Source organism: Ligaoa zhengdingensis (assembly GCF_014384885.1).
GTDB lineage: Bacteria > Bacillota > Clostridia > Oscillospirales > Ruminococcaceae > Ligaoa > Ligaoa zhengdingensis.
In genome coordinates, this window is the sequence record NZ_JACRST010000016.1 from 1 (window position 1) to 19,214 (window position 19,214).

Annotated in this window: 31 protein-coding genes; 2 read left to right on the forward strand and 29 right to left on the reverse strand. The window is 55.3% G+C overall.

Going from position 1 to position 19,214, the window contains the following annotated elements; genetic code table 11:
• The 14 genes from H8711_RS09805 to H8711_RS09870 all read right to left on the reverse strand — a co-directional run.
• Nucleotides 1-526: hypothetical protein (locus H8711_RS09805; protein WP_346728203.1), on the reverse strand; the 526-nt coding region annotated here is incomplete at its 3' end.
• A 41-nt stretch (nucleotides 527-567) separates the two neighbouring features.
• Nucleotides 568-3,696 carry a leucine-rich repeat protein gene (locus H8711_RS09810; RefSeq protein WP_249283294.1) on the reverse strand — a complete coding sequence of 1,043 codons (3,129 nt, stop codon included), beginning with the start codon at nucleotides 3,694-3,696 and terminating at the stop codon, nucleotides 568-570.
• A gap of 4 nt (nucleotides 3,697-3,700) precedes the next feature.
• Complete coding sequence (locus tag H8711_RS09815) at nucleotides 3,701-5,614, reverse strand: hypothetical protein (protein WP_249283295.1); 1,914 nt, start codon at nucleotides 5,612-5,614, stop codon at nucleotides 3,701-3,703.
• A 1-nt stretch (nucleotide 5,615) separates the two neighbouring features.
• A complete protein-coding gene (locus tag H8711_RS09820) occupies nucleotides 5,616-6,176 on the reverse strand; it encodes a hypothetical protein (RefSeq protein ID WP_249283296.1) in 561 nt (186 codons plus the stop codon).
• A 61-nt stretch (nucleotides 6,177-6,237) separates the two neighbouring features.
• Nucleotides 6,238-6,579, reverse strand: a complete 342-nt coding sequence (locus H8711_RS09825; protein ID WP_249283297.1) for a hypothetical protein — start codon at nucleotides 6,577-6,579, stop codon at nucleotides 6,238-6,240.
• Between the two features lie 13 nt (nucleotides 6,580-6,592).
• Complete coding sequence (locus tag H8711_RS09830) at nucleotides 6,593-7,414, reverse strand: hypothetical protein (protein WP_249283298.1); 822 nt, start codon at nucleotides 7,412-7,414, stop codon at nucleotides 6,593-6,595.
• 15 nt (nucleotides 7,415-7,429) lie between these two features.
• Nucleotides 7,430-8,209, reverse strand: coding sequence for a hypothetical protein (locus H8711_RS09835; RefSeq protein ID WP_249283299.1), 780 nt, complete (start codon nucleotides 8,207-8,209; stop codon nucleotides 7,430-7,432).
• 4 nt (nucleotides 8,210-8,213) lie between these two features.
• Nucleotides 8,214-8,354, reverse strand: a complete 141-nt coding sequence (locus H8711_RS09840; RefSeq protein ID WP_249283300.1) for a hypothetical protein — start codon at nucleotides 8,352-8,354, stop codon at nucleotides 8,214-8,216.
• Nucleotides 8,329-9,990 carry a hypothetical protein gene (locus H8711_RS09845; protein ID WP_249283301.1) on the reverse strand — a complete coding sequence of 554 codons (1,662 nt, stop codon included), beginning with the start codon at nucleotides 9,988-9,990 and terminating at the stop codon, nucleotides 8,329-8,331. Before H8711_RS09845 ends, H8711_RS09840 begins: the two co-directional genes overlap by 26 nt.
• Before the next feature lies 1 nt (nucleotide 9,991).
• Complete coding sequence (locus H8711_RS09850; protein WP_249283302.1) at nucleotides 9,992-10,276, reverse strand: hypothetical protein; 285 nt, start codon at nucleotides 10,274-10,276, stop codon at nucleotides 9,992-9,994.
• Nucleotides 10,273-11,667 (reverse strand): phage terminase large subunit, encoded by a 1,395-nt coding sequence (locus H8711_RS09855; RefSeq protein ID WP_249283303.1) that lies wholly within the window; start codon nucleotides 11,665-11,667, stop codon nucleotides 10,273-10,275. Before H8711_RS09855 ends, H8711_RS09850 begins: the two co-directional genes overlap by 4 nt.
• Nucleotides 11,655-12,110, reverse strand: a complete 456-nt coding sequence (locus H8711_RS09860; RefSeq protein ID WP_249283304.1) for a DNA-packaging protein — start codon at nucleotides 12,108-12,110, stop codon at nucleotides 11,655-11,657. The genes H8711_RS09855 and H8711_RS09860 overlap by 13 nt, the downstream gene beginning before the upstream one ends.
• Before the next feature lie 12 nt (nucleotides 12,111-12,122).
• Nucleotides 12,123-12,320: a hypothetical protein gene (locus H8711_RS09865; RefSeq protein ID WP_249283305.1), complete on the reverse strand. Its 198-nt coding sequence runs from the start codon at nucleotides 12,318-12,320 to the stop codon at nucleotides 12,123-12,125.
• A 74-nt stretch (nucleotides 12,321-12,394) separates the two neighbouring features.
• Complete coding sequence (locus H8711_RS09870; RefSeq protein ID WP_249283306.1) at nucleotides 12,395-12,550, reverse strand: hypothetical protein; 156 nt, start codon at nucleotides 12,548-12,550, stop codon at nucleotides 12,395-12,397.
• A gap of 234 nt (nucleotides 12,551-12,784) precedes the next feature.
• On the opposite strand from H8711_RS09870, the gene H8711_RS09875 reads away from it, so the two are divergent.
• Both H8711_RS09875 and H8711_RS09880 read left to right on the forward strand, forming a co-directional pair.
• The gene (locus H8711_RS09875) at nucleotides 12,785-12,982 is read left to right on the forward strand and encodes a type II toxin-antitoxin system HicA family toxin (RefSeq protein ID WP_249283307.1); all 198 of its coding nucleotides are present in this window, start codon (nucleotides 12,785-12,787) and stop codon (nucleotides 12,980-12,982) included.
• A 42-nt stretch (nucleotides 12,983-13,024) separates the two neighbouring features.
• The gene (locus H8711_RS09880; RefSeq protein WP_249283308.1) at nucleotides 13,025-13,435 is read left to right on the forward strand and encodes a type II toxin-antitoxin system HicB family antitoxin; all 411 of its coding nucleotides are present in this window, start codon (nucleotides 13,025-13,027) and stop codon (nucleotides 13,433-13,435) included.
• Between the two features lie 61 nt (nucleotides 13,436-13,496).
• On the opposite strand, the gene H8711_RS09885 is transcribed toward H8711_RS09880, so the two are convergent.
• Genes H8711_RS09885 through H8711_RS09955 form a run of 15 tightly spaced genes read right to left on the reverse strand, consistent with a single transcriptional unit; the run spans nucleotide 13,497 to nucleotide 19,099 of the window.
• Nucleotides 13,497-13,757, reverse strand: a complete 261-nt coding sequence (locus H8711_RS09885; protein WP_249283309.1) for a hypothetical protein — start codon at nucleotides 13,755-13,757, stop codon at nucleotides 13,497-13,499.
• Between the two features lie 31 nt (nucleotides 13,758-13,788).
• Nucleotides 13,789-13,947 (reverse strand): hypothetical protein, encoded by a 159-nt coding sequence (locus H8711_RS09890; protein ID WP_249283310.1) that lies wholly within the window; start codon nucleotides 13,945-13,947, stop codon nucleotides 13,789-13,791.
• Nucleotides 13,944-14,228: a hypothetical protein gene (locus H8711_RS09895; RefSeq protein ID WP_249283311.1), complete on the reverse strand. Its 285-nt coding sequence runs from the start codon at nucleotides 14,226-14,228 to the stop codon at nucleotides 13,944-13,946. Before H8711_RS09895 ends, H8711_RS09890 begins: the two co-directional genes overlap by 4 nt.
• Before the next feature lie 3 nt (nucleotides 14,229-14,231).
• Nucleotides 14,232-15,137 (reverse strand): phosphoadenosine phosphosulfate reductase family protein, encoded by a 906-nt coding sequence (locus H8711_RS09900; protein ID WP_249283312.1) that lies wholly within the window; start codon nucleotides 15,135-15,137, stop codon nucleotides 14,232-14,234.
• A complete protein-coding gene (locus H8711_RS09905; RefSeq protein WP_249283313.1) occupies nucleotides 15,137-15,583 on the reverse strand; it encodes a hypothetical protein in 447 nt (148 codons plus the stop codon). The genes H8711_RS09900 and H8711_RS09905 overlap by 1 nt, the downstream gene beginning before the upstream one ends.
• The gene (locus H8711_RS09910) at nucleotides 15,580-15,966 is read right to left on the reverse strand and encodes a RusA family crossover junction endodeoxyribonuclease (protein WP_249283314.1); all 387 of its coding nucleotides are present in this window, start codon (nucleotides 15,964-15,966) and stop codon (nucleotides 15,580-15,582) included. The genes H8711_RS09905 and H8711_RS09910 overlap by 4 nt, the downstream gene beginning before the upstream one ends.
• A complete protein-coding gene (locus H8711_RS09915) occupies nucleotides 15,966-16,751 on the reverse strand; it encodes a helix-turn-helix domain-containing protein (RefSeq protein WP_249283315.1) in 786 nt (261 codons plus the stop codon). Before H8711_RS09915 ends, H8711_RS09910 begins: the two co-directional genes overlap by 1 nt.
• A 12-nt stretch (nucleotides 16,752-16,763) precedes the next feature.
• Nucleotides 16,764-17,168: a single-stranded DNA-binding protein gene (locus H8711_RS09920; RefSeq protein ID WP_249283316.1), complete on the reverse strand. Its 405-nt coding sequence runs from the start codon at nucleotides 17,166-17,168 to the stop codon at nucleotides 16,764-16,766.
• A complete protein-coding gene (locus tag H8711_RS09925) occupies nucleotides 17,165-17,500 on the reverse strand; it encodes a hypothetical protein (protein ID WP_249283317.1) in 336 nt (111 codons plus the stop codon). Before H8711_RS09925 ends, H8711_RS09920 begins: the two co-directional genes overlap by 4 nt.
• Nucleotides 17,497-17,778, reverse strand: a complete 282-nt coding sequence (locus H8711_RS09930) for a hypothetical protein (RefSeq protein ID WP_249283318.1) — start codon at nucleotides 17,776-17,778, stop codon at nucleotides 17,497-17,499. Before H8711_RS09930 ends, H8711_RS09925 begins: the two co-directional genes overlap by 4 nt.
• Nucleotides 17,763-18,272 carry a hypothetical protein gene (locus H8711_RS09935; protein WP_249283319.1) on the reverse strand — a complete coding sequence of 170 codons (510 nt, stop codon included), beginning with the start codon at nucleotides 18,270-18,272 and terminating at the stop codon, nucleotides 17,763-17,765. The genes H8711_RS09930 and H8711_RS09935 overlap by 16 nt, the downstream gene beginning before the upstream one ends.
• Nucleotides 18,241-18,492, reverse strand: a complete 252-nt coding sequence (locus H8711_RS09940) for a hypothetical protein (protein ID WP_249283320.1) — start codon at nucleotides 18,490-18,492, stop codon at nucleotides 18,241-18,243. Before H8711_RS09940 ends, H8711_RS09935 begins: the two co-directional genes overlap by 32 nt.
• Nucleotides 18,483-18,656 (reverse strand): hypothetical protein, encoded by a 174-nt coding sequence (locus H8711_RS09945; RefSeq protein ID WP_249283321.1) that lies wholly within the window; start codon nucleotides 18,654-18,656, stop codon nucleotides 18,483-18,485. The genes H8711_RS09940 and H8711_RS09945 overlap by 10 nt, the downstream gene beginning before the upstream one ends.
• On the reverse strand, nucleotides 18,637-18,786 hold the full coding sequence (locus tag H8711_RS09950) for a hypothetical protein (protein WP_249283322.1): 150 nt from the start codon (nucleotides 18,784-18,786) through the stop codon (nucleotides 18,637-18,639). Before H8711_RS09950 ends, H8711_RS09945 begins: the two co-directional genes overlap by 20 nt.
• Nucleotides 18,787-18,829: 43 nt before the next feature.
• Nucleotides 18,830-19,099 carry a hypothetical protein gene (locus H8711_RS09955; protein WP_249283323.1) on the reverse strand — a complete coding sequence of 90 codons (270 nt, stop codon included), beginning with the start codon at nucleotides 19,097-19,099 and terminating at the stop codon, nucleotides 18,830-18,832.
• Nucleotides 19,100-19,214: the final 115 nt, after the last annotated feature.

Below are 19,214 nucleotides of genomic sequence, written 5' to 3' on the forward strand. Positions count from 1 at the left end.
TGGTAGCGGTGTCCCAGTTGGTCACTGCTTGCGCTGTTTTGCTCAACGCACTCACGTCGGCCGCGGTCAGCGTCACCGCGCCGGTCTTGCCGTTCACCGATTCCACCGCTCCGCCGCTGCCGCCGCCCTCCGGTGCGGTCATGGTGCCGTCCGCATTGACAGTGACGTTTCCGCCGTTTTTGACGCCGCCGAGCGCGGTCCCCGCAACCGGCAGGACATAGTTGTTGGCCCCTGTGGCGACGCCGTTGAGCTTGGTTTTGTCTGCGGCAGACATGAACCCCCCTGCGCTGGTGGTGGCTGCGCTGTGGGTGTGCCCCGAGGTTGCCGCGCCTACCTCCGCCGCTGTGGGCGTCCAGCTATCCGGCCGCGCCCCTGTATCTTCGGCTGTGATAGTCACATTTCCGCTCGAATCAGGCGTTTTTCCGTTCACGCTGGACACTGCGCCCTTCAGCGATATTTCATCAATGATTTCGTTTACCTTGTCTGTCACAGCGATTGGCGTAGTCTTTTCTGTGATCTTGTCCAAATCTTCACCACTCCTCTCTAATGTTTTAGAATTGGATTTCGTTACCGCAGATAGGTAATATTTGCATTGGTCGCACCCCACGGCGCGCCCGATACCGCCCCCTGCGCAAAGTCGCAGGTAATTTGGGTCAGGTTGGTGCAGTCGGTAAATGCGTTTGTTGCTATCGATTTCAGCGCATTGCCCAGCCTCAGTCTCGTCAAGCCGGTGCATCCATTAAATGCATTAAAGCTGATGTCGGTCAGGCCGGATGGCAGTTCGGTCAGCGCGAGGCTCGTGCAATTCTTAAATGAGGTAATGCCGATTAAAGTTAAGTTGTCTGGTAACTCAGTCAGTGCGAGGCTCGTACAGCCTTCAAATGCACTGGTGCCGATGCTGGTCACACCGGGCGGCAACTCAGTCAGCGCAAGGCCTGCGCAGTACTTAAATACACTTAAGTTAATACTGGTCAATCCGGCGGGTAATTCAGTCAGTGCAAGTTTGTCGCATCCCTCAAATGCATTGGAGCCAATACTGGTCAAACTGGCAGGTAACGCAGTCAGCGCAAGGTTTCTACAATATAGAAATGCATTGTTTCCGATATTGGTCAAATCAGCGGGCAGTTCATTCAACGTAAGGCTACCGCAATATGCAAATGCTGAACTTTTAATAGACGTGACGCTGGCCGGTATCGCAACCGTATGGAGATTGACGCAATTATAGAATGCACCCGTCCCGATTTCCTGTGTCCCATCAGGGATTGTAAATGTCTTAAATGATCGATCCACTATTTTTGTGAGGATGTCATCGACCCCGTCCGCCAACTCCTGGAAGGTCGCCACATCATCCTCCTTGGAAACCGTTCCGCCACCGTCGCTAATGGCGGTTTCCAAGAGCTGCTTTCCACTAGCGACAGATTGAAAATTTTCTTCCAGCGCCTCCTGTACGGTGGTGGCCTGCATCCCGGAAATCGCAGAAATCCCAATGGCCGACGCTGCGTGGCTGTGGTTACCCGCCGCCACATTGCTCGCTCCGGTTCCCACATTCTTTGTCGCCGCGCTGCCCAGGCCGGTGATCGCCGTATAGGAATGGGTATGGCTCGCCGCAGCCGCGCCCACTTGCGTATATGTATGCGTATGGCTATTCGTAGCCGCGCCTACTTGGCTCGCAGTAAGCGTGACCGCGCCTTCCCCATTGGGGAATACCCCATTGATAGACCGCACCACACCGCCGCTGGATGATCCGCCGCCTTCGCCGTCCTCTGCAGTGAGCAGATAGCCCGCAAACTTGTCGTATGAGATTGCGCTGACTGTTCCGTTAAGCGATTCAATGTCGCAGACCGACAGCTTGTATTTATCCCCGTCCTTGCGGAATACACAGATGGGGTTTTGATCCTCAAGAGATAATGTCAATGTGTATCTCCCGTCGGTCAGCGCCGACCACCTCGCGTCAGTTTCGGTAAAGTCGGTGCGATTCAGCTTTGCGCCGGCGTCCGGGGCGGTCATGGTGCCGTCAGAGTTCACCACTACGTTGCCGCCGTTTTTGACTCCACCTAGCTCGTCTCCTGCGATGGGAATGGTAATATTGTTTAACTCTTCTGTAAGCGAGCGATTTCCTGAGAACGTAATATCTCCTGCAAGATTCAGATTTCCGTTCCAATCCACTGTCATTGCATTGGAACGATTCGATGTTGACGTGCCATTTCCAAGAATCAATGCTGCAGTTATGTCTTCTGCATTATACTTACCGATAGCAGATTGGCAATTTGAGTTTGTAAGCGTATAATATCCCCTTGCATGGGAATAATCCCCTCTAGCCTCCGTACAACTTCCTTCTGCATGAGCGGCGTATCCGATTGCTTTTGTTTCGGTGCCCTCTGCATGAGAGCAGTTTCCGCTTGCCTCTGAATAGTTTCCTTCTGCATGAGCAGCATAATCGATGGCTTTTGTGGATTTTCCCTCCGCATGAGAATAAGACCCACTAGCCTCTGAATCGTATCCTTCTGCATGGACAACGTAACCGGTGGCTTTTGTGGATTTCCCTTCCGCATGAGAATAAGACCCGCTGGCCTCTGTAGAATCTCCCTCCGCATGTGCAGTTTTGCCACTCGCTATTGTATTTTTACCTTCCGCTGTTGATTCTGCTCCAACAATCGTTCCATCTCTTCGTCCAACACTTACATAACCAGACGTTGCAACAGGGTCTAAACCCGAAATATCGTCTGCGGTATGCGTGTGGACAGCTGGTGCCGCCCCCACATCTTCCGCAGTCAGATTGCTCAACTCGTCTGTGAGCGAGCGGTCTCCCGAAAAGGTGACGTCTCCCGCGAGTTTCAGGTTTCCGTTCCAGTCCAGCGTCATCGCATTGGAACGCGCGTCTTCTGATTCTCCGTTACCGACGATTACCGCTGCATTTGTGTCTTCTTCGTTAAATTTTCCGATTGCAAACTGATTCTCTGCGCTTGCTATAGTGTGGTTTCCTCCGGAATGGCTCGCGTTACCAGATGCACTCGTGCTAGTGCCCTCAGCGTGTGCATGATCTCCACGAGCACTTGATGTTCCTTCTGCATGTGAGCAAACTCCTGAAGCAGAAGATATTTTCCCTTCCGCATGAGACCATTCGCCCGTTGCGCTCGTCCCAAAGCCTTCCGCATGAGCCCCTTTTTCGGTTGCATCAGTCATATAACCCTCTGCGTGAGAGTAATCTCCTGTCGCCTTGGTAAAGCTTCCCTCGGCATGAGAAAACCCATATATGTAGCCAGAAGCTAAGGTGTTACTGCCCTCCGCATGGCTTGCACGACCGGATGCATTTGTGTTGATCCCCTCCGCATGAGAATAAGATCCGCTCGCCACATTGTCCGGAACGTTAAATATTTCCGCCCCAGTTGCGGGCGTCCCGTCCCCTTTTGCTCCGTGGCGGCCGATCATCTTGACATAATTGGTTCCGTCTGCGGAATACTCCACCACGCCGTTTTCGTCCAGGCGCATCTTCAGAATGTCGTCCGACACAATCCTGCTGCCCAACTCAGTGTCCAGCTCGTCGATCAGCGCGTTGTATTTTGGCTGTACGACCTCCTTCACCGCGCGGTCAAATACGTATTTGTTTTCCTGCGCGGTTCCGGTCAGCCTGTCGGGCGCGCTGACCACGTCTTTATCGGCGTAGTCGGCCGCCGTTATCTTTTTATCTGTAATCAATCGATCACCCCTTTGCATAGTTGCCCTTTACATACCGCTTGATGATGCCCAAAATGCCAAAGCCCTCGTTTTTGGCCTTGTTTCGGACGATGAATTGCAGCGTCTTGTACTTCTTCACCTTAAAATTCATCGGAACCACCTGCGGCGCGTCGTTGCTGTTGAAGCTGATGCGTTCAAAATCGATATCGCTCCAGTTCCAGATGTCCATATAGGCGCTCGTCATCGATTGCTCAAGCGTGTCCCGGTCGGTGCGCACCAAAATCTCCACGCTGCTGCGCTGATAGGGCTTGATCTGGATGCCGCTGCCCTTCTTCGGCATGGTCTTGAGGGTCATAAAATCCCCGTCATCGTCCGCCTTGGTGGCCCATTGGCAGTAGATCGCCTCGCTGTTATCTTTTGTTTCATCAGCGTGCCAGTTGTCGCTGTATGCCTCCATCGGGCGCTCACTCATCGCCAAATCGTTGTTAAATCGGCAAATCCATCCGTCCGCCTTGCCAAAGTACAGGTCGCCATCGTGTTCAAAGAAACAGACAGCCGGTATGTTGTTCCAGTGGTAACATTCATAGATGTAGTCCCCGTTCGTCTTTGATACATACGATTTCGGCTGGTTCCCGTCGAGGACATAGCAGTTGTTGTTGACGCACACCAAATACTTGTTGTTCCAGTTCACCGCAATCGCCCCCGCCAAATTGGGCTCCTTGGTCAATGCCGGATCGACATAATAGCTGCGGTTCTGCACGGTGCGTTCCGCGTTGATCAGATTGGAGGTGATCGCATACACGCCGGTGCGGGCCAAAAACAGCGGCTCGTCGTCGATGGTGGCGAAGCTCCCCGGAGCAATCGCCCCGATGCCCGCGATCCCCTGCTTGAGCGGAAAGGTGATCGTGGTCCCGTCGTAGGAGGCGCTGCGGAAAAAGATGGTGGAATCCTGCGCGTTGTCCTCCTTGATGATCGCCAGGTATTCGCCCACGCGCGCATAGCCCATAATCGCCGTCCCCGAAACGCCCACGTTGGAATAATTCATGTCCGGGAAGTAGGTCGGGTCGTTGATGTTTGAAATCCAGTCGGTGTTCGGATAGTCCGGGTTTCCCGAAACAATCACGCGGTCGGTGTTTCCGTATCCGTACTGGGTGCAGATGGTGCACCCCAGAATCCGGTTCTGGTAACCCTTCGTCGTCTTGGTAAAGGTGATCTGCACATTGTCCTGGCCCGTCACAGTCGGCTTTCCCGGCGCAGTCGTGAACGTCACCTTGCCCGCCGGGGCGTCCACCGTGTACTTCGTCGTTGTATCGCTGTTTTCTACTTCCTCTCCATTCACCATCACCTTGTCCACGCTTTCGATGTCGTCACTGGTGAGCTGGTACACCGTCGCTTCTCCATCCGCCAAAAACGAATTCGTCCGTTTCTTTTGCAGCAGGTTCACGCTGTAAAGCGGCGTCCCGCCTCCGCTCGGTGCGCGCCCGATCACCACCGTCGGCACATAAGCGTCCTCGGTCGCGTCCTTCACATTGATCTGATATTCTCCCTCAGCTTCGCCCTCCACCGCCTCGCAGACCAGATATTCCGCCCCGGTGAGAAGGTAAAATTTATCATTGAACACAAAGCCGCTCGACTTCCCGTTGCGAATTTGAACGCCCTCGATCTCCTGCGGCGCATCCGACAGGTTCCATCGGTAGAGCTTCGTGCCGCCGTGAACAAAATAATACTTCTCGCCCTTCAGCTTGGCGTAGAAAATCCCATTGACCGGTGAATCCACCTGGTGCAACCGCCGCCATCCCACCCGCTTCTCCGGGAAGTTGTCGTTGTCCGATACCAGGTTGGGCGCATAGGGAGAGCGCGAATTGTCTATCTTGGTCGGGTCGCTCGCCATGTCCACGCCCTTGAAATTGGAATACACGGTGGTATAAATCTTCGCCATGCTACCACCTCGCCTTCACCGTCGCCATCGGTCCGGGAATCGCTGTATTAAGAGTGGCCACCATTCTGTCGTAAAGCGCCAGCAGCGAGCGATAATCCACCACCAGGTCCACAACAAGCTGCTGTGCCGCCACCCAGTAGGGCATACACTCCTGTGCATCGGGGTCGATCTCAAACTCGTAGCTGTCCGGCGTCTCTTCGGTGATCGGCGCGGGATATGCGAAGTATTCCAGCTCCACGCGCCTGGTTTCGTCCGCCGGCAAAACAAGCGATTTCCCGATCCATTTTCCAATGCCGATGGTCTCATAGTCAGCCCACAGCCGCAGCGGCATATAAAAGTCGTCCGGCGCGGGGTACTCGATGTACTTCTCGTCATTATCAGGAGGGTGGATCGGCACGACATACCGGCGTTGGATGCGCTTGATGGTCGCCATATTCCGTTGTGCAGCGTCGAAAAACGCGTTCATCTTGAGGTTGATATCCTTGTCGATTGTCTTGTTTCCCCCCGAGGAGTATTCGTCCATCAGCTTGATGACCTTATCCTTTGCTTCTCCCAATGTCATACCGTTCTCCTCCTTTCAAAAAAGGGCGGAGCAATGCCCCGCCCTTTGGATGTTGTCTCCGTCACGGCAAAACCACACAGGCCGCCTTGATGGTAGCCGGTCCGGTGATTTGGATTTTCCCTCTATTTTCGCCGGAAACGTTGACAAACGCGCCGCTCTCCAGGTTGACGCACTGTGTCCCGGCCGCCGAGAAGGTCACCGTCAAATCCTTGACGCCCTGCAGGCCGTTGCCCGCCTTGATGACCGCGCTGCCGGCCGCTGTGGCCTCCAGGATAATCAGCATCTTTTCATCCGCCGCCGCGGTGATGAGCGCGCCGTCCGATGCATTCAGCGCCGCGGGTGCGGTGTACGCTGCGGGCGTATTTCTGGAAAGAACGGTGTTTACAATTGCTGTCGCTGCCATAGGTTACCCCTCCTTAGCTGTTGTGGCATTTGAGCACGGCCAATTCCTTGGGCCGCACCACCTTGCCACCGTAGGTGTTCAGTCCTTTGATCGCGTCCGAAAAGCGCTTCTCCGGGCGATACGCTTCCAACTTGTCGATGCCGTTGCAGTATGCGGCGGCCTTCGAGGTCTTGACGATGATGTAATCGTCGGTGCCGTCGTTGTAGATGTTGTTGGACATCTTCACACGGGCGCTTTTGTACAGGCCGAGCACGCCCTTTGCAATCAGGCCGTCGTTGTCGGTCTTGAGCTCCACCAGGCGGTCGGAAAACAGGTCGTAGAACCAGGGCGTCAGATAGATCGTCACCTTGTCCTTGGTCGATACCCCGTTGTCCCACAGCTTGACAAACAGCTTGTCAATCGCCTTTTTGGCCGCGTCCGCCGTGGTGATGCTGGTGGAATTGCTGGTGAAGCCGGCTCCCAGGGCCAACACCTTGGCGAGGAAGGTGTCCTCCGCTTCCGCCAGGCCGCGCGTGGTCTCCTCAGACAGCGCGGGCATGAGGCCAGGCGTCGCCTGCGCTTTGTCGATGTCGTCGATCCCGTAGTTGAAATAGTCGTACTGGTCGATATCCAGGAACACGCTGGTGTCGGGCGGGGTCTCCGGCGCGTCGATGTCCGTCTCCGGCACATATTTCTTGATGGTCGGGCGGCTCACGCCGAGAATCTTCACACGCTTGCCCTGTTTTGCCTCACCCTCAAACTTGTAGTCGCAATCCTGTTTGAATACGGTGAACTTGGGCAGCTCCAACTGAATGTGCTTGCTCCACACTGTGGGTTTAAAATTTGAATATGCCATACCTCAAATCACTCCTTATCTCCATTTTGTCATTGACCGCTGCACCGCTTCCATCACGCGCGGATTCTCCAAGTCCTTTTCGGACAACCGGTCCACCTCCTCGGGGGAATAGTAGTCCTTTTCCTTCGGGGTGCTGGTGTTCACCGCGCCAATCTCGGGCGGCGCAGGCTTGGTGTTCTGCTGCCGCGTCTGGCTAACTGCGTTGTAAGCGGTCTGCGTATCCACCCCGGCCGCGCGTAGGGCGAGGAACTGCGGCCCCAAATCCAACACGCTTTTTGCCGTCTCCCCCGGATTCAGCCGCTTGATCTCCCCCAGGTCATCGTCTAAAATCCGCTGGTCCTCGCGCCGCTGGTACTCCGCGAGCTGCTGCCTCATCTGTACGACCTCCGGCGCGTTTTGCATCGCCTGCCGGAACCGCTCTTCCTCCGCTGCCCGCTCCTGTCTGAGCTCAGACACGCTGATGTTCCTCTGGGCCGCCTCCAGCGTGTCGAGAACTTCGTCCAGGTTGTCGCCCTGGTACCCGTACCGGTTCAGGACATTCTGGGCGCGCTGGGCTGCCGCCCTGGCCTGTTCCGCTTCCCGGCGCGCCGCCTGGGCCTCCCGGCGAAACTGTGCGAACCTGGCGTTTTCCTCCGCCGTCTGCGCAGGCTTGGCGGGTGCCTGCGGGCCGGGTTCCGTCGTCTGTTCCCCGGCGGTTGCGCCATCCTCTGCGGCGGGTTCCTGAGCCGCCACGACCGGCTCCTGTCCCGCGTCATCCTCTGTGCTGAGAATGCTATCAGGATTTAACTCTTCCATCGCTTCACTGCTCCTTTTCTTCTATTTGTTCTGCTTCCGGCGGTTGATAATTCGGGCACTGCCGGTTCCAGCACCCGTATTCCGGGTTGTCCTCCTGATCCACCCGGTTGATCTGCATCTCATTGCGGCAAAACGGGCACAGCATTTCCCGCACCTCCTCCCATTGCCTGCTGCATGGTCTGGATAGTCTGTTGCTGCTGCTGAATAATCCCAATCGCCTGCTGCAACTGATCCTCCTGGGCCTGCTGCCTTTTTTCTATGATCTCCTGTAGCTTTGCCTTCGGTGCACTGGCGTTGTCGTCCAGCGCCTCGACATATTCCTCAAAGGTGATCGCCCCGGAATCGAACAGGGCTTGGATCGCCTGTTCCTGCGCAAACTTGCTGTAGGGGTTGTTTGGGGAGACGTCGATGCGGATAAACACCCGCATCTGCTGCAAAACTTCAGCTGGAATCACTTCCACCTGCTTCATCCCGTCCCGCTCGATCTCCACCTCCAGGCCGTTGGGGTTGTACGCGGCCCAAATGGCGAACCACACGCTCGCAACGTCCTCCACAAACTGCCGGAACGCCGCCACCTGCTCGTTGAGCGGAAGCGCCGCCTGCTCCTGCACCGCCACAATCGCCGCGCCGCTCGCCTGTGTCGGGTCCACCTGGCCGGTCGCCGCATCGCCCGCCCCGGCCAGTTCCCGCGTCTGTGTAATCAGCTCATCGGTCAACTCCTTGGCGTCGCCCGACATCGGCGCGGGGTTGAGGTAGGTCACCATGTCGCGCACATTGGAGACGCCGCCCTGCACTTCGATTGCCGCGCCCACCTCGTCGAGCTGGTCGATGTTCTCCACCATCTGCCCGTTGTACACCAGCCGCGCAAAGGCGGTGATCTTGGCGTTGATGAGGCGGCGCGCCAGCAGGCGGTTGACCTCGATCTGGTTGGGGATCAGCTCCTTGACCTCGCCCATGCCGCGGGCGCTGTTTCTTCCGCGCTTCCACACAAGGCTTGCGATCGGGTATTGTGTCAATTTGCCCGCGATATTCCCCTCCGCGTCCTCCGACTGCACCGCGGTGTCCTTTTGATAGATCACATTCCGGGTTGCCCTGCAAATATGCACCACGCCGTCCTTCTTCTCCATATAGAGCAGGCTGGTGCACTTCTCGTCCTCTCCCACCTCGCGGCGCTCTTCGTCGCTGGTCCGGTGTTCCGGCTCGTCCGGCTGGATCAGGTCGATTTCATCCTCTGTCAGCCCGTTTTTCTTCGCCTCCTCCCGCAGCTCAGACACAAATCTCCGCTCTGCAAGGATGATATATTTCTGTTTCTGTAGATCCGGGCACTGCTCGTCCGACAGGTACACGTCGGTGTTGCCGATGAGCTGGGCGTTGCCCTCTCCGTCGTAGAAAAACACATACGCGTCGCCGGAGATGCAGGCGTCTTTGACCACATCCCAGCACATTCGGTCCATCTTGCGCAGTTCCCACTGGCGCGCCGCGTTGGCGTCCAGCAGTTCGCAGACCTCCCGTTCCTCCTCGCCGCTGCCCGGTCTCATGCTGCTGTAGTGGATGGACATGTTGTTCTGCGCCACCGTTGCAACCTTGTATTCCACCGTCGGCTGGATCACGTTCATAACAGGCATCCGCTCGCCGCCGCTCTCCAACCCGTGCCACTGATCCCCCAGGAAAAACCGGTACGCCTCTTCTGTTTTGCTGTACAGATTTTGCCGGTTGAAGTAGTCCACGCCTTTCTGGTATAGCTTCCAAATTTCTGTGCAGGCTTCGTTTTGCCAATCCATATCATTTCACCTTCTTTTGGCCCTGGCTCGTACCGTTATACGCCTGGATGTTGCTCTCAATCTGCGTCCAGCGTTGTAGCTCCGCGCCCCCCAGGGGGCCCTCTCTCGGCCCTCCGGGCCGATTCACCTTGTTTGACCTCACGCGCCTTTTCGGCCTCCTTACAACAGACGCCCCCGGTTCGTCCCGCGCCGTCCGCCGTCCGTCTATCGTCCCCTGCCGGTAGGCCAACAGCACCATGACCGGGGTCGCCACCAGCAATATCGCCATAACCAGTTCCGTCGTCATACCACTTTCACCTTGTCCCCTCTCCCTGTCGCGTTCTTTTTCGGCTTTTCCCACGAAAAGTTGTAATGCTTCTCCGGTTTCGGCCTTCTGCCCGGCGCTGGGCGGCCCGCCACAAAGTAGCGGATCGCATCCGGCGCGTGGGTGATCTCGTGCGGCTCGTCTGCGCAGTCGTTGGGGTCCTTGTCGTCAAATTGCAGCGCGGGCAGTGTGCGGATGAGATTGACGCAATTCGCAAATATCCTCAGCCCTGCGCATGGGTTCCCCCGCTCGTCCGTGTCCGGCGCCAGCCACTCGTGCAGGTTAAGCCACCCCTGCACCCTGTCGTTGTCCGCCTTGACCAGATTCACCCCGTGCTCCGCAAAAAGTTCCGCCGCGCTCTTGCCGCTGTCCTGCCGGCGGTTCCACAGGTCGGGCGGGGCGATATACTGGTAGATTTTCTCGCCCTGGGGCGTCAGCTCCCGGATGCGCGCCGCCGCGTCCCGGATGATATGACCGGCCCCGTTTTTGCCCCGCTCGTTGTCCCTGCCCTCGTATAGCTCCCGATACACATATGCCCGACCCTGGTGATCCACCGCGATCCAGTAGCCCGCCAGCATGTCCAAACCGTAGTCCATAGCGAAATACCGCCGCCAGTCCGCCGGGATTGGAAACGGCTCCATCACGTGGATATCCCGGTTAAACTCGCTGAAATACTGCCCGTCGAAGATATCCCAATCTCCGTCCAGCATCGCCTTGCGGCGCTTTTCCGGCAGATTTTCCAGCGTCCGCACATAGTCGGGGGAGTTTTTCATCAGAAAATCGTTGTCGTATACCTTCGCCGGAATGAAGGTGTAGTCCTCTGCTCGCTCAGACCGCCGGTAGTCTCGGGTGATGAACAGCCGTTTCACCCATTCGTGCCCCACGCCGCCCGGGTTGCAGGTAAAGTACATCCGCGGTGAAAACGCCTCCCTGCACAGCCCGCTCGACCGGTTGCATTCCGTGAGCGCCTGAAACTGGAACTCGGTGAACTGCGTGGCCTCCTCCATAAAAATCACGTCGTATGCCTGCCCCTGGTATTGCAGCACGTCCCGTTCCGCCGCGCAGTAGCCCAACACGATACGGCTTCCGTTTTCAAAGACAAACTCTTTGCTCTGCTCCTTATATCTCGCCACCCCGCTCAGCATCCTGAGCAGTGGAATGGTGTGATTTTCCCGCAACTCCGGCAGCGTCCGTCGCAGAAGCAATATCTGTAAGCCCGGATACCGCAGCGCAAGCAGCACCGTCTTGGTTCTCGCCGCATGGCTTTTCCCGCCGCCGCGCGCCCCGCCGTATGCGATATATCTGGTTTTTGCCTTGTAAAATTCGATCTGCTTGGGGTATGGCTTGGGTATCTTGATCGTTATTCCGCCCATGCGTCCGCCTCGTCCACAAATTCCACAGTGATCCCGCCGCTGTGTTCGGTCTCCTGCTTGTCCTTATATCCGAGGCAGTTCTTCCCGAAAAACTGCGCGAATTGCGCGTTATACTGTCCACCCATACCATTGACGAGCCATATTTTTTCCTGTAATTCTTTCGCGTGTGAATATGCTGCGGAAAACCTTGCGTATTTTCCGCGCCATTCTGTCAATGTGGACATATCCACCCCGATGGAATCCGCGAATCCTTGGAAGGTCGGAAACTGTATCCCAACTGTGACCGGCTCCTCGCTCTTGACGCCCCCATCTGCATAATAGGTGCGTTTATATTCCACCCGCTGCGGTTCCACCCGAAAATAATCGACGATTTTTTCGCAATAGTCCGCCTGATATTTTGTCGGTCTGCCGCCCGGATGCTTCTCTGTGCTTTCTCGCGCCACGCTATCACCTCCTCAAAACTGAATTCGTCCGCTCATGTTGTCCATCATATCGCGGATCGTCTGCAAGAGCTCTTGTTGCTCAAGATGCAATAGCATATCCCGGCGCACCAGCGCGCTGATCCTATACCAATTTTTGCGTTTGTGGATTTCTCGCCGCCTACCTTCCAGCGCCGTTATCTCCTCTTGGTACTCCCGGATTAGATCATACATCCCGCTCTCTCCTGCAAAAAAACAAACAGGGGCCACAAGCATCTCTGCTCATAGCCCCTGTTGGCTGTATCCGCCTACCCAATTATAGGCGTCTTACTTTTCACTTTTCGTTTGATCCGCACGACCACAATTTGGCCGTGTTCCCTTTTCACTTCCGCCGTGTCGCCGGATTTTACAATCTGTAGAATTTCATCCAGCATCTTGCTGTATCTTTCCGCTCCATCGGCCATCTTTATACCTCTAGTATATCATATGTTCCATAACTTTTCAACCGATCGATTTTTCTCATATTTATTATACCACAACTGTGATACAAAAGTTAAAACCTCAACAACAATGCCCCGGGCTTGAACCTGGGGTATTGTTGTTTCTATATTCTCATGTTTGCACATGTAAAAATATTTGTTTTTCTGTTGACAAATACTTTTATATGTGTTATTATGATATCGTCGGGAGGAAAGTACATGAAAAGCTATTCATCAAGGGAAGTTATCGCGATACTAAAAGCGGATGGATGGTATGAAGTGGACGTGACCGGAAGTCACCACCAGTTCAAGCACCCAACCAAAAAAGGGCGGACAACGGTAAAACATCCAGACAAGGATATCCCCCGCAAAACACTTGACAGTATCGAACGACAGTCGGGGCTTAAATTCAGGTAAGCCCCGACTCCCTCCCCTTAATTTTAACAGGAGGCTTTGTTTATGAAGAAAACCGAACGCTATATTTATCCCGCTGTATTCACCTATGATGCTGGTCAGGAAATCGCCGTTGTCTTTCCTGACTTGGATGTTGCTACCAGCGGCGTAGATGACAACGATGCGCTGTTATCTGCAAGAGAACTGCTGGGCTGTGCCCTCTACGGCATGGAGGAGGATAACGAGGAAATCCCCACACCTACGCCGCTGTCTGATATAACAACCGCCAAAAACGAACGGGCTGTGCTGGTCGATGTATATATGCCCTCTATCCGCATGGCGAAAGTTAACCGGTCTGTTAATCGCACTGTGACATTGCCTGCATGGCTCAATGCTGCGGCGCTGGAACGCAATATCAACTTTTCCCAGGTTTTGCAGGAAGCCCTCATGACAAAAATTCAGACAAACAGAATGTAACAGCAAACAATGTGCCGGGTATATACCCGGCACATTGTTTATTGGTGACCGCCCATTTTTCTCAATCTATCATTCTCCCACAAACTGGGCAAAACTTATATTTGATGTGTTCATATCGCCCGTCTCCGACATACGCAGACCATCCCTTGTTTTTTCTAAATATTTCGCACCATTTGCATTCGGGCCCCGTCGCCCGTTCCAGCTTTTCTTTCATAGACGCCAGCGCAATCGCTTTAGCCTCTTCGCTGATCTTCGGGCGCATATTGCGGTGATATGCATCGTCCTCAAATTCTTGGATTGCTTTCTCGAGCTCCCCCCGCATTGTCTGCCCTCCTGTTCCACACCGCTGTCAGTCATTCCGCATCCCCCCACTTGGTGACAAATCCATCTTCCAGATTTTCTTTGTCTAGCGAAAACCCTGCAAAGTTATTTATACCATCTTCATCGACATAGACAACATCCATTCCAACCGCCCACGTTGTGTCTGGAATCTCAATCGTAATGCGTTTCATTTTGCATCCTCCCTTACCGTCAGTCCCATCTGCACCACCCGGCGCCGGAGCAGTTCGTCCGCCACATCATCCGCCTGCGCTTCCTTGTATTCTTCCGTCAGCGTTTCATAACGCTCAAACATCCTCTGCATCCGCTTCGCCCCGATTCCCAGCGCGTCATTCATCGCAATGCACATCAGCCATTGCGCCTTAACAATTGCATCATGGATCACCTGGTCGCACAGTTCCGCTGCCATCTGCTTTTGCCGGTTCGTGTATTGCCACCTGATATGGCTTTTCATTCGTCACCATCCCTCCAACGCAATTTGATCTTCGTCGGCTGTCTCCTGCGTCCTGTCCTCTATCCACCACGCAAACCAGTCCTCCGCGCTGCGGTGGTGTGGATAGAGCGGCAACCCTTTGTCTGTCCGCGCGGCAATCATCCGTTGTAATGCCCGGAGGTAGGCTTCCCGAAATTTCGGCCACCGGGCAAACTGCATCTCCCGCTCCCGCCTGGATGCATTTGGGCACCCGATACACCCCAGTCGCCGGAACCCTTCCTGGTATAGTTGACATTGCTCCAGGTGTACATCCTCGCTGTATGCCCATACATCCGCTGTCGTCCAATATGCAATCGGATTGACGCGTCGCTCCGCAAATTTTTGACACGCCTCGAAAGTTCTCCGGTTTTCGTCGTCGTCCCACGGCATGATGATGTTTTTGCCCTTGCGTCCGTTGGCGACGATCTCCAACTCATCCCTCTTTTTCGCCCGGCCGGCGCTCTCGCTCTTGCGCACCCCCATGGCCATGATCGCCCGGCCCTGCTCCGGCACATATCTCTCCTTGAGGCTCAGACAACAGTACCGCATTTGGCGCATTGGCGGGACGCCTCTCTCGAGCATCAGGGTCCACATGGATTTGTCATACATCACGTCGTATGTAAGGTGTCCCGCATCTTCATAAGCCCGGAAGTTCCGGCGCTGGAAATAGATCAGCTCCGGCGGGTCAATCCCGGTGATGTTGTGCAGGTAATAGTGCCTCACCCCGGCGCGGCGCATCAGATGTCCCACTACGCGACTGTCCTTCCCCTCGCTCGTGCTCACGCAATATCCGCGGGGATCGTATTCGATTGCCATGTGCTCGTAATATTGCAGCAGCTTCACCGCTTCGTCATCTGGTTGGCCGCGGGTCAGGCTTGTCTGGTATTGCATCACTCAGCCCTCCTCGGCTTATACTGCACAAAACACTCCCGGATCGCCTCCGCTTGCTCCCTCGTGATCGGCTGTGCCAGTGCCTTGCCTACGTCGTCCATGCAGCGATTCAGCGTCTGCGCGATCACCCCCGCCGGCATCCCCTCCGCTGCATACTTGTGCACCAGATATACCGTCGTCGGAGTGATCTCGCGTGGCTCTGTGGTTTCTTGCTGCGCCTCTGCGCGGCTCTCCATATGCCTCTCCCGGTAATAATAATTTTGTCTGCATCTGTCCCCGCAAAACACGCGCTTTGCGCTCTTTGAATCGAGCTTTGCGCCGCAATATTTGCAGTATTCCCGCCCAGGCGTCCTCCGTTTTGCGTACATCGCCCTGCTTCGACACGCCTTGCTGCAATAGATTTGCTGCTTGCCGTGCAGTTTGGCCCCACACACGATGCAGTTCATTCTCCCGCCTCCGTGATCTCCACCTCTGTCCGGGGGCGGTTACGGTCAACCTTCACGCGGCTCCCGTCCGTCCCTACCACGATCCGCGGGGACAAAGAACTGTCGTCCTTGAGCACCCCAGCCTTCACCAGCACGTCGTGCAGGGCGCTGTCGAGGTTGGTTATGTCCACACGCCGCGCCTGCGGCATGTAATACACCGCCTTCACGATCACCGGCCGGTCGATCTGCTGCTTGTATTCGGCCGGGATCAGCAGCTCGCACTGCCGCTCATACTCCTGGTATGCATCCGATTGCGCTATGTACGGATTGCCTGTTTTATGATTCCTCCTGATTTGCTGGTGGTTCTTCTTCGTCACCGGCCTCAGCGGGATTGTAAATTTCATCAACATGTACCCCCTCCCTTTGGGGAACTGTTTCTCAGATATTCTTCCAGTTCGTCAATGTTGTAGGATGATTTCTGCGCACTCCCCCGCTGCTTCTCCGGTAGGTCGCCGTCGTCATAATTCCCATCCAGCACCTTCGCCATGTTGGCGTCTTTTATCAGCCAGTCGAACGTCGCTTTCCAGTTGCGGTTGTTCTTTCCCCGCAAAAAGCTGCTAGCCTGTGCCTTTTCAAACAAGCGCCTAAAGTCTTCCTCGCTTCGCCCGCTGTTCATCCTCGCCTGAATCGCTTTCTTCCGTGCATCGGATAGCGCAGTCAGTTTGGGAAACGACGAACAGATTTCGTTGTACATCTCCGCAATAAGAGAGTAATTAGTTTCGTTTCGTTTAGTTTTATTAATACCGACACTTTGTGCGACAGGTTGTGCGACACTTTGTAGGACACTTTGTGCGACACTTTGCACGACACTTTGTGCGACATTTTCACAATTTGTTAATATTTTCGCCCGATCCAACGAGACCATGGTGTACACCGCCGACTGATTCCCGATTCTCTTCTTCCATGTGATGAGGCCGGCCTGCGCCAGTTTATTTCTTGCACGTTCGATCGCTTTTGCGTTGAGCCCGGTTTTAACCTCCAGCACCGATACCGCTACCGCAAACTCTTGCTGCCAATCCGTTTTATTCGCTATGTGCATCAATGCGTGCCATACGGCGATGGCGGATGAGGGCAGCGGATTTGTTTCGAGCAGATCATAAAATGCTTTGATTTCGGTTATGTAATTCACAGGCTCACCGCCTTAAAACGGAAGATCGCCGTCGCTATCGACCTCTTCAAAGTCGCTCGCATCGTAGGTTTGCTCCTGCGGGGCGTCGTCGGTCTGTCTGCGCTCCCTGGACCCGGTGAACTCCACATTCTCGCAGATCACCTCGTATGCCCTGCGCTTGTTGCCCTGCTTGTCCTCGTAGCTGCGCACCTGCAAGCGCCCTTCCAGCGCGATCGGGTCGCCCTTTGCAAAGTACCGCGCCACGAATTCCGCCGTGCCTCTCCACGCCACACACTCGATGAAGTCTGCCAGCTGCTCCTTCTCCTTCTGATACGACCGGTTCACCGCCACCGCAAACGACGCCACCGCAACATTGTTCACCGTCTGCCTCAGTTCCGGGTCGCGCGCCAGGCGCCCCAGTAAGATCACTCGATTCATGCGTTTCTCCACTCCCTGTCAATCTGATTTTCCAATACCTTGATCTGCAACTTATAGCAGTTGATCGCCTCCATCGCGGATTTATATACCACATCCGCAATATCACGCTCCAACCGCAGTTTTGCTATCTCGCGGTCTCCTCTGCATACGTCCGACATAATCGTCGCCGGCGTCCCCTTGTCGCGCTCCATCAGTATCTTCTGCCCCAGCGCTACGCGGTAATCGTGATCCGCCTGCGCCGCCGCCCGCCCGCGGTTTCCCAGCGCGCCCAGCGCCTTATCCAGCAGCGCCACGCGGTCCTGGAGCTCCAAATATATCTCCTGCCCGCTCATAGGTAGCTCCTCCCGATCAGCTCCATAAACTCATCCCGGCTGTGTGTTTCTTCATATTTCCGCTGGCATTCCCGCTTTAATCGCAAATCCAGCGCGCGGTCAAAATGCACCCCTGCGTCGGACAGGTTGTGCAGCGCTCCGACCAACCACACCCACAGCCCGTTCTCCTCCGACACCTGACGCAGCCCGTTTCCGAAGTAGATATGGTGCTTATGTAAGCCTCTTGTCAGCCCTGTGATGTAACATGCTTTTTGATCCTGCATTATGCTCTTTGCCACACAAACACCCGCTCCTTTCGTGTTGTATTGATGATCGACAGGCCGGAGATTTTTCGCGCCTCGTTGTATACGATCTTTTCCACCGTAAATTTGTCGTTGGTGTAAACCCGCCCGTTTTGCGCTTTCATTACCCCGGCCTTTTCCGCCGGTATCCAGATAAAAGGCGCGCTGTACAGTTCCCTCCCGATTCCCCAGCGGAAACCCGCGCGTTTGAATGCGTCCGACGCCTCCCCCTTCTTCTGGTTGCCCTCGTCGTCCTCCCGGCTCTCAATCCCGCAGTCCCATTTCCACACTTCGTTGATCCCGATGCCGCAGTACAGGTTCCCCTTGATCTCTTTATAATCGTCCTGCCAGTTCTCCGGCCCATAGGTTTCGTCCAGGATATCCATATCCACCCGCGCCGTCTTGTACAGCAGGGCGACAACCCCCTTCTCCGTCACCTTTTTCACCTTAACTTCGATTTCATCCGCACTGAGCAGTCTCGGCTTCTCCATCCTGCCGCGCCTCCTTCATTTTAATTGCGCAATTTGATCCGATGGTCACGCTCGGATAAAACAGTATCTCCCGCGTTTCAAAACAGATCATCCGGCCATAGTTGTCCGGGTCTTTCACACACAGCGGACAATACAGACAGCACACCTTATCCTCCGGAAAATGGATCGTTATGGTCAGTTCCGCATCCGTGTAATACGACGCCCCGTTCTTTACGCCCACATCTTCATCTCCTCCCGGTTGTCCCGCAGCGCCTTTTCCAGCAGCGCGTTGTGCTCCAGCGCTGCATTTAGCTGCTTTTTCAGATCGTCGATCTCCTCCTGCTGTTCTATCATCCTGATTGTCATGGACACATAGTCCATTGTTTCAATTTGCACCAATGCCAAGGCGTTCGTCCCTCCATCTCTCGTACTCCTCATCCGGGTCCGGGCCGTCGTCCTCGTAGGGGTTGTATTCCGGTTCCTCCAGCCACGACCGTTCCGCCTCGCTGTAGCGATTATTTTCCGCTATGGTCATTGCTTTTTCCTCCGGTTTCTGTTATAATATGGATAATCTATTTTTATCCTTTCCTTGCGCTCGTCTGGAGTTCATAGCTCCGGCGGGCGTTCTTTTTTTGTCCTTCGAGCTCTGCGCTGAGCCGGGCGACCTCCCGCTCCAGCAGCTTGATTTGGTAGCCGCTATCCGCCTGCATCTCTTTGTATGCTGCGATCTGCTCCGCATCCCGCTCCAGCTCATAGGCCGCCTCCAGCAGCCCGTAGCGATCTTCGCCGCAGCTTTCCGCTATGTACTTACCAGTTTCCCTCAGTTGCGCGATCAGTCTTTCTCGCATCTGTGTCATCTCCCCTTCCTGCACCGTCCCAGCGCGTAGCCCAGCAGGAGACTGCACACCAGGCCCATGAGCTCCAGCGCTCCCGCCACGCCCTCAAACCGCACGATTCCCAGGT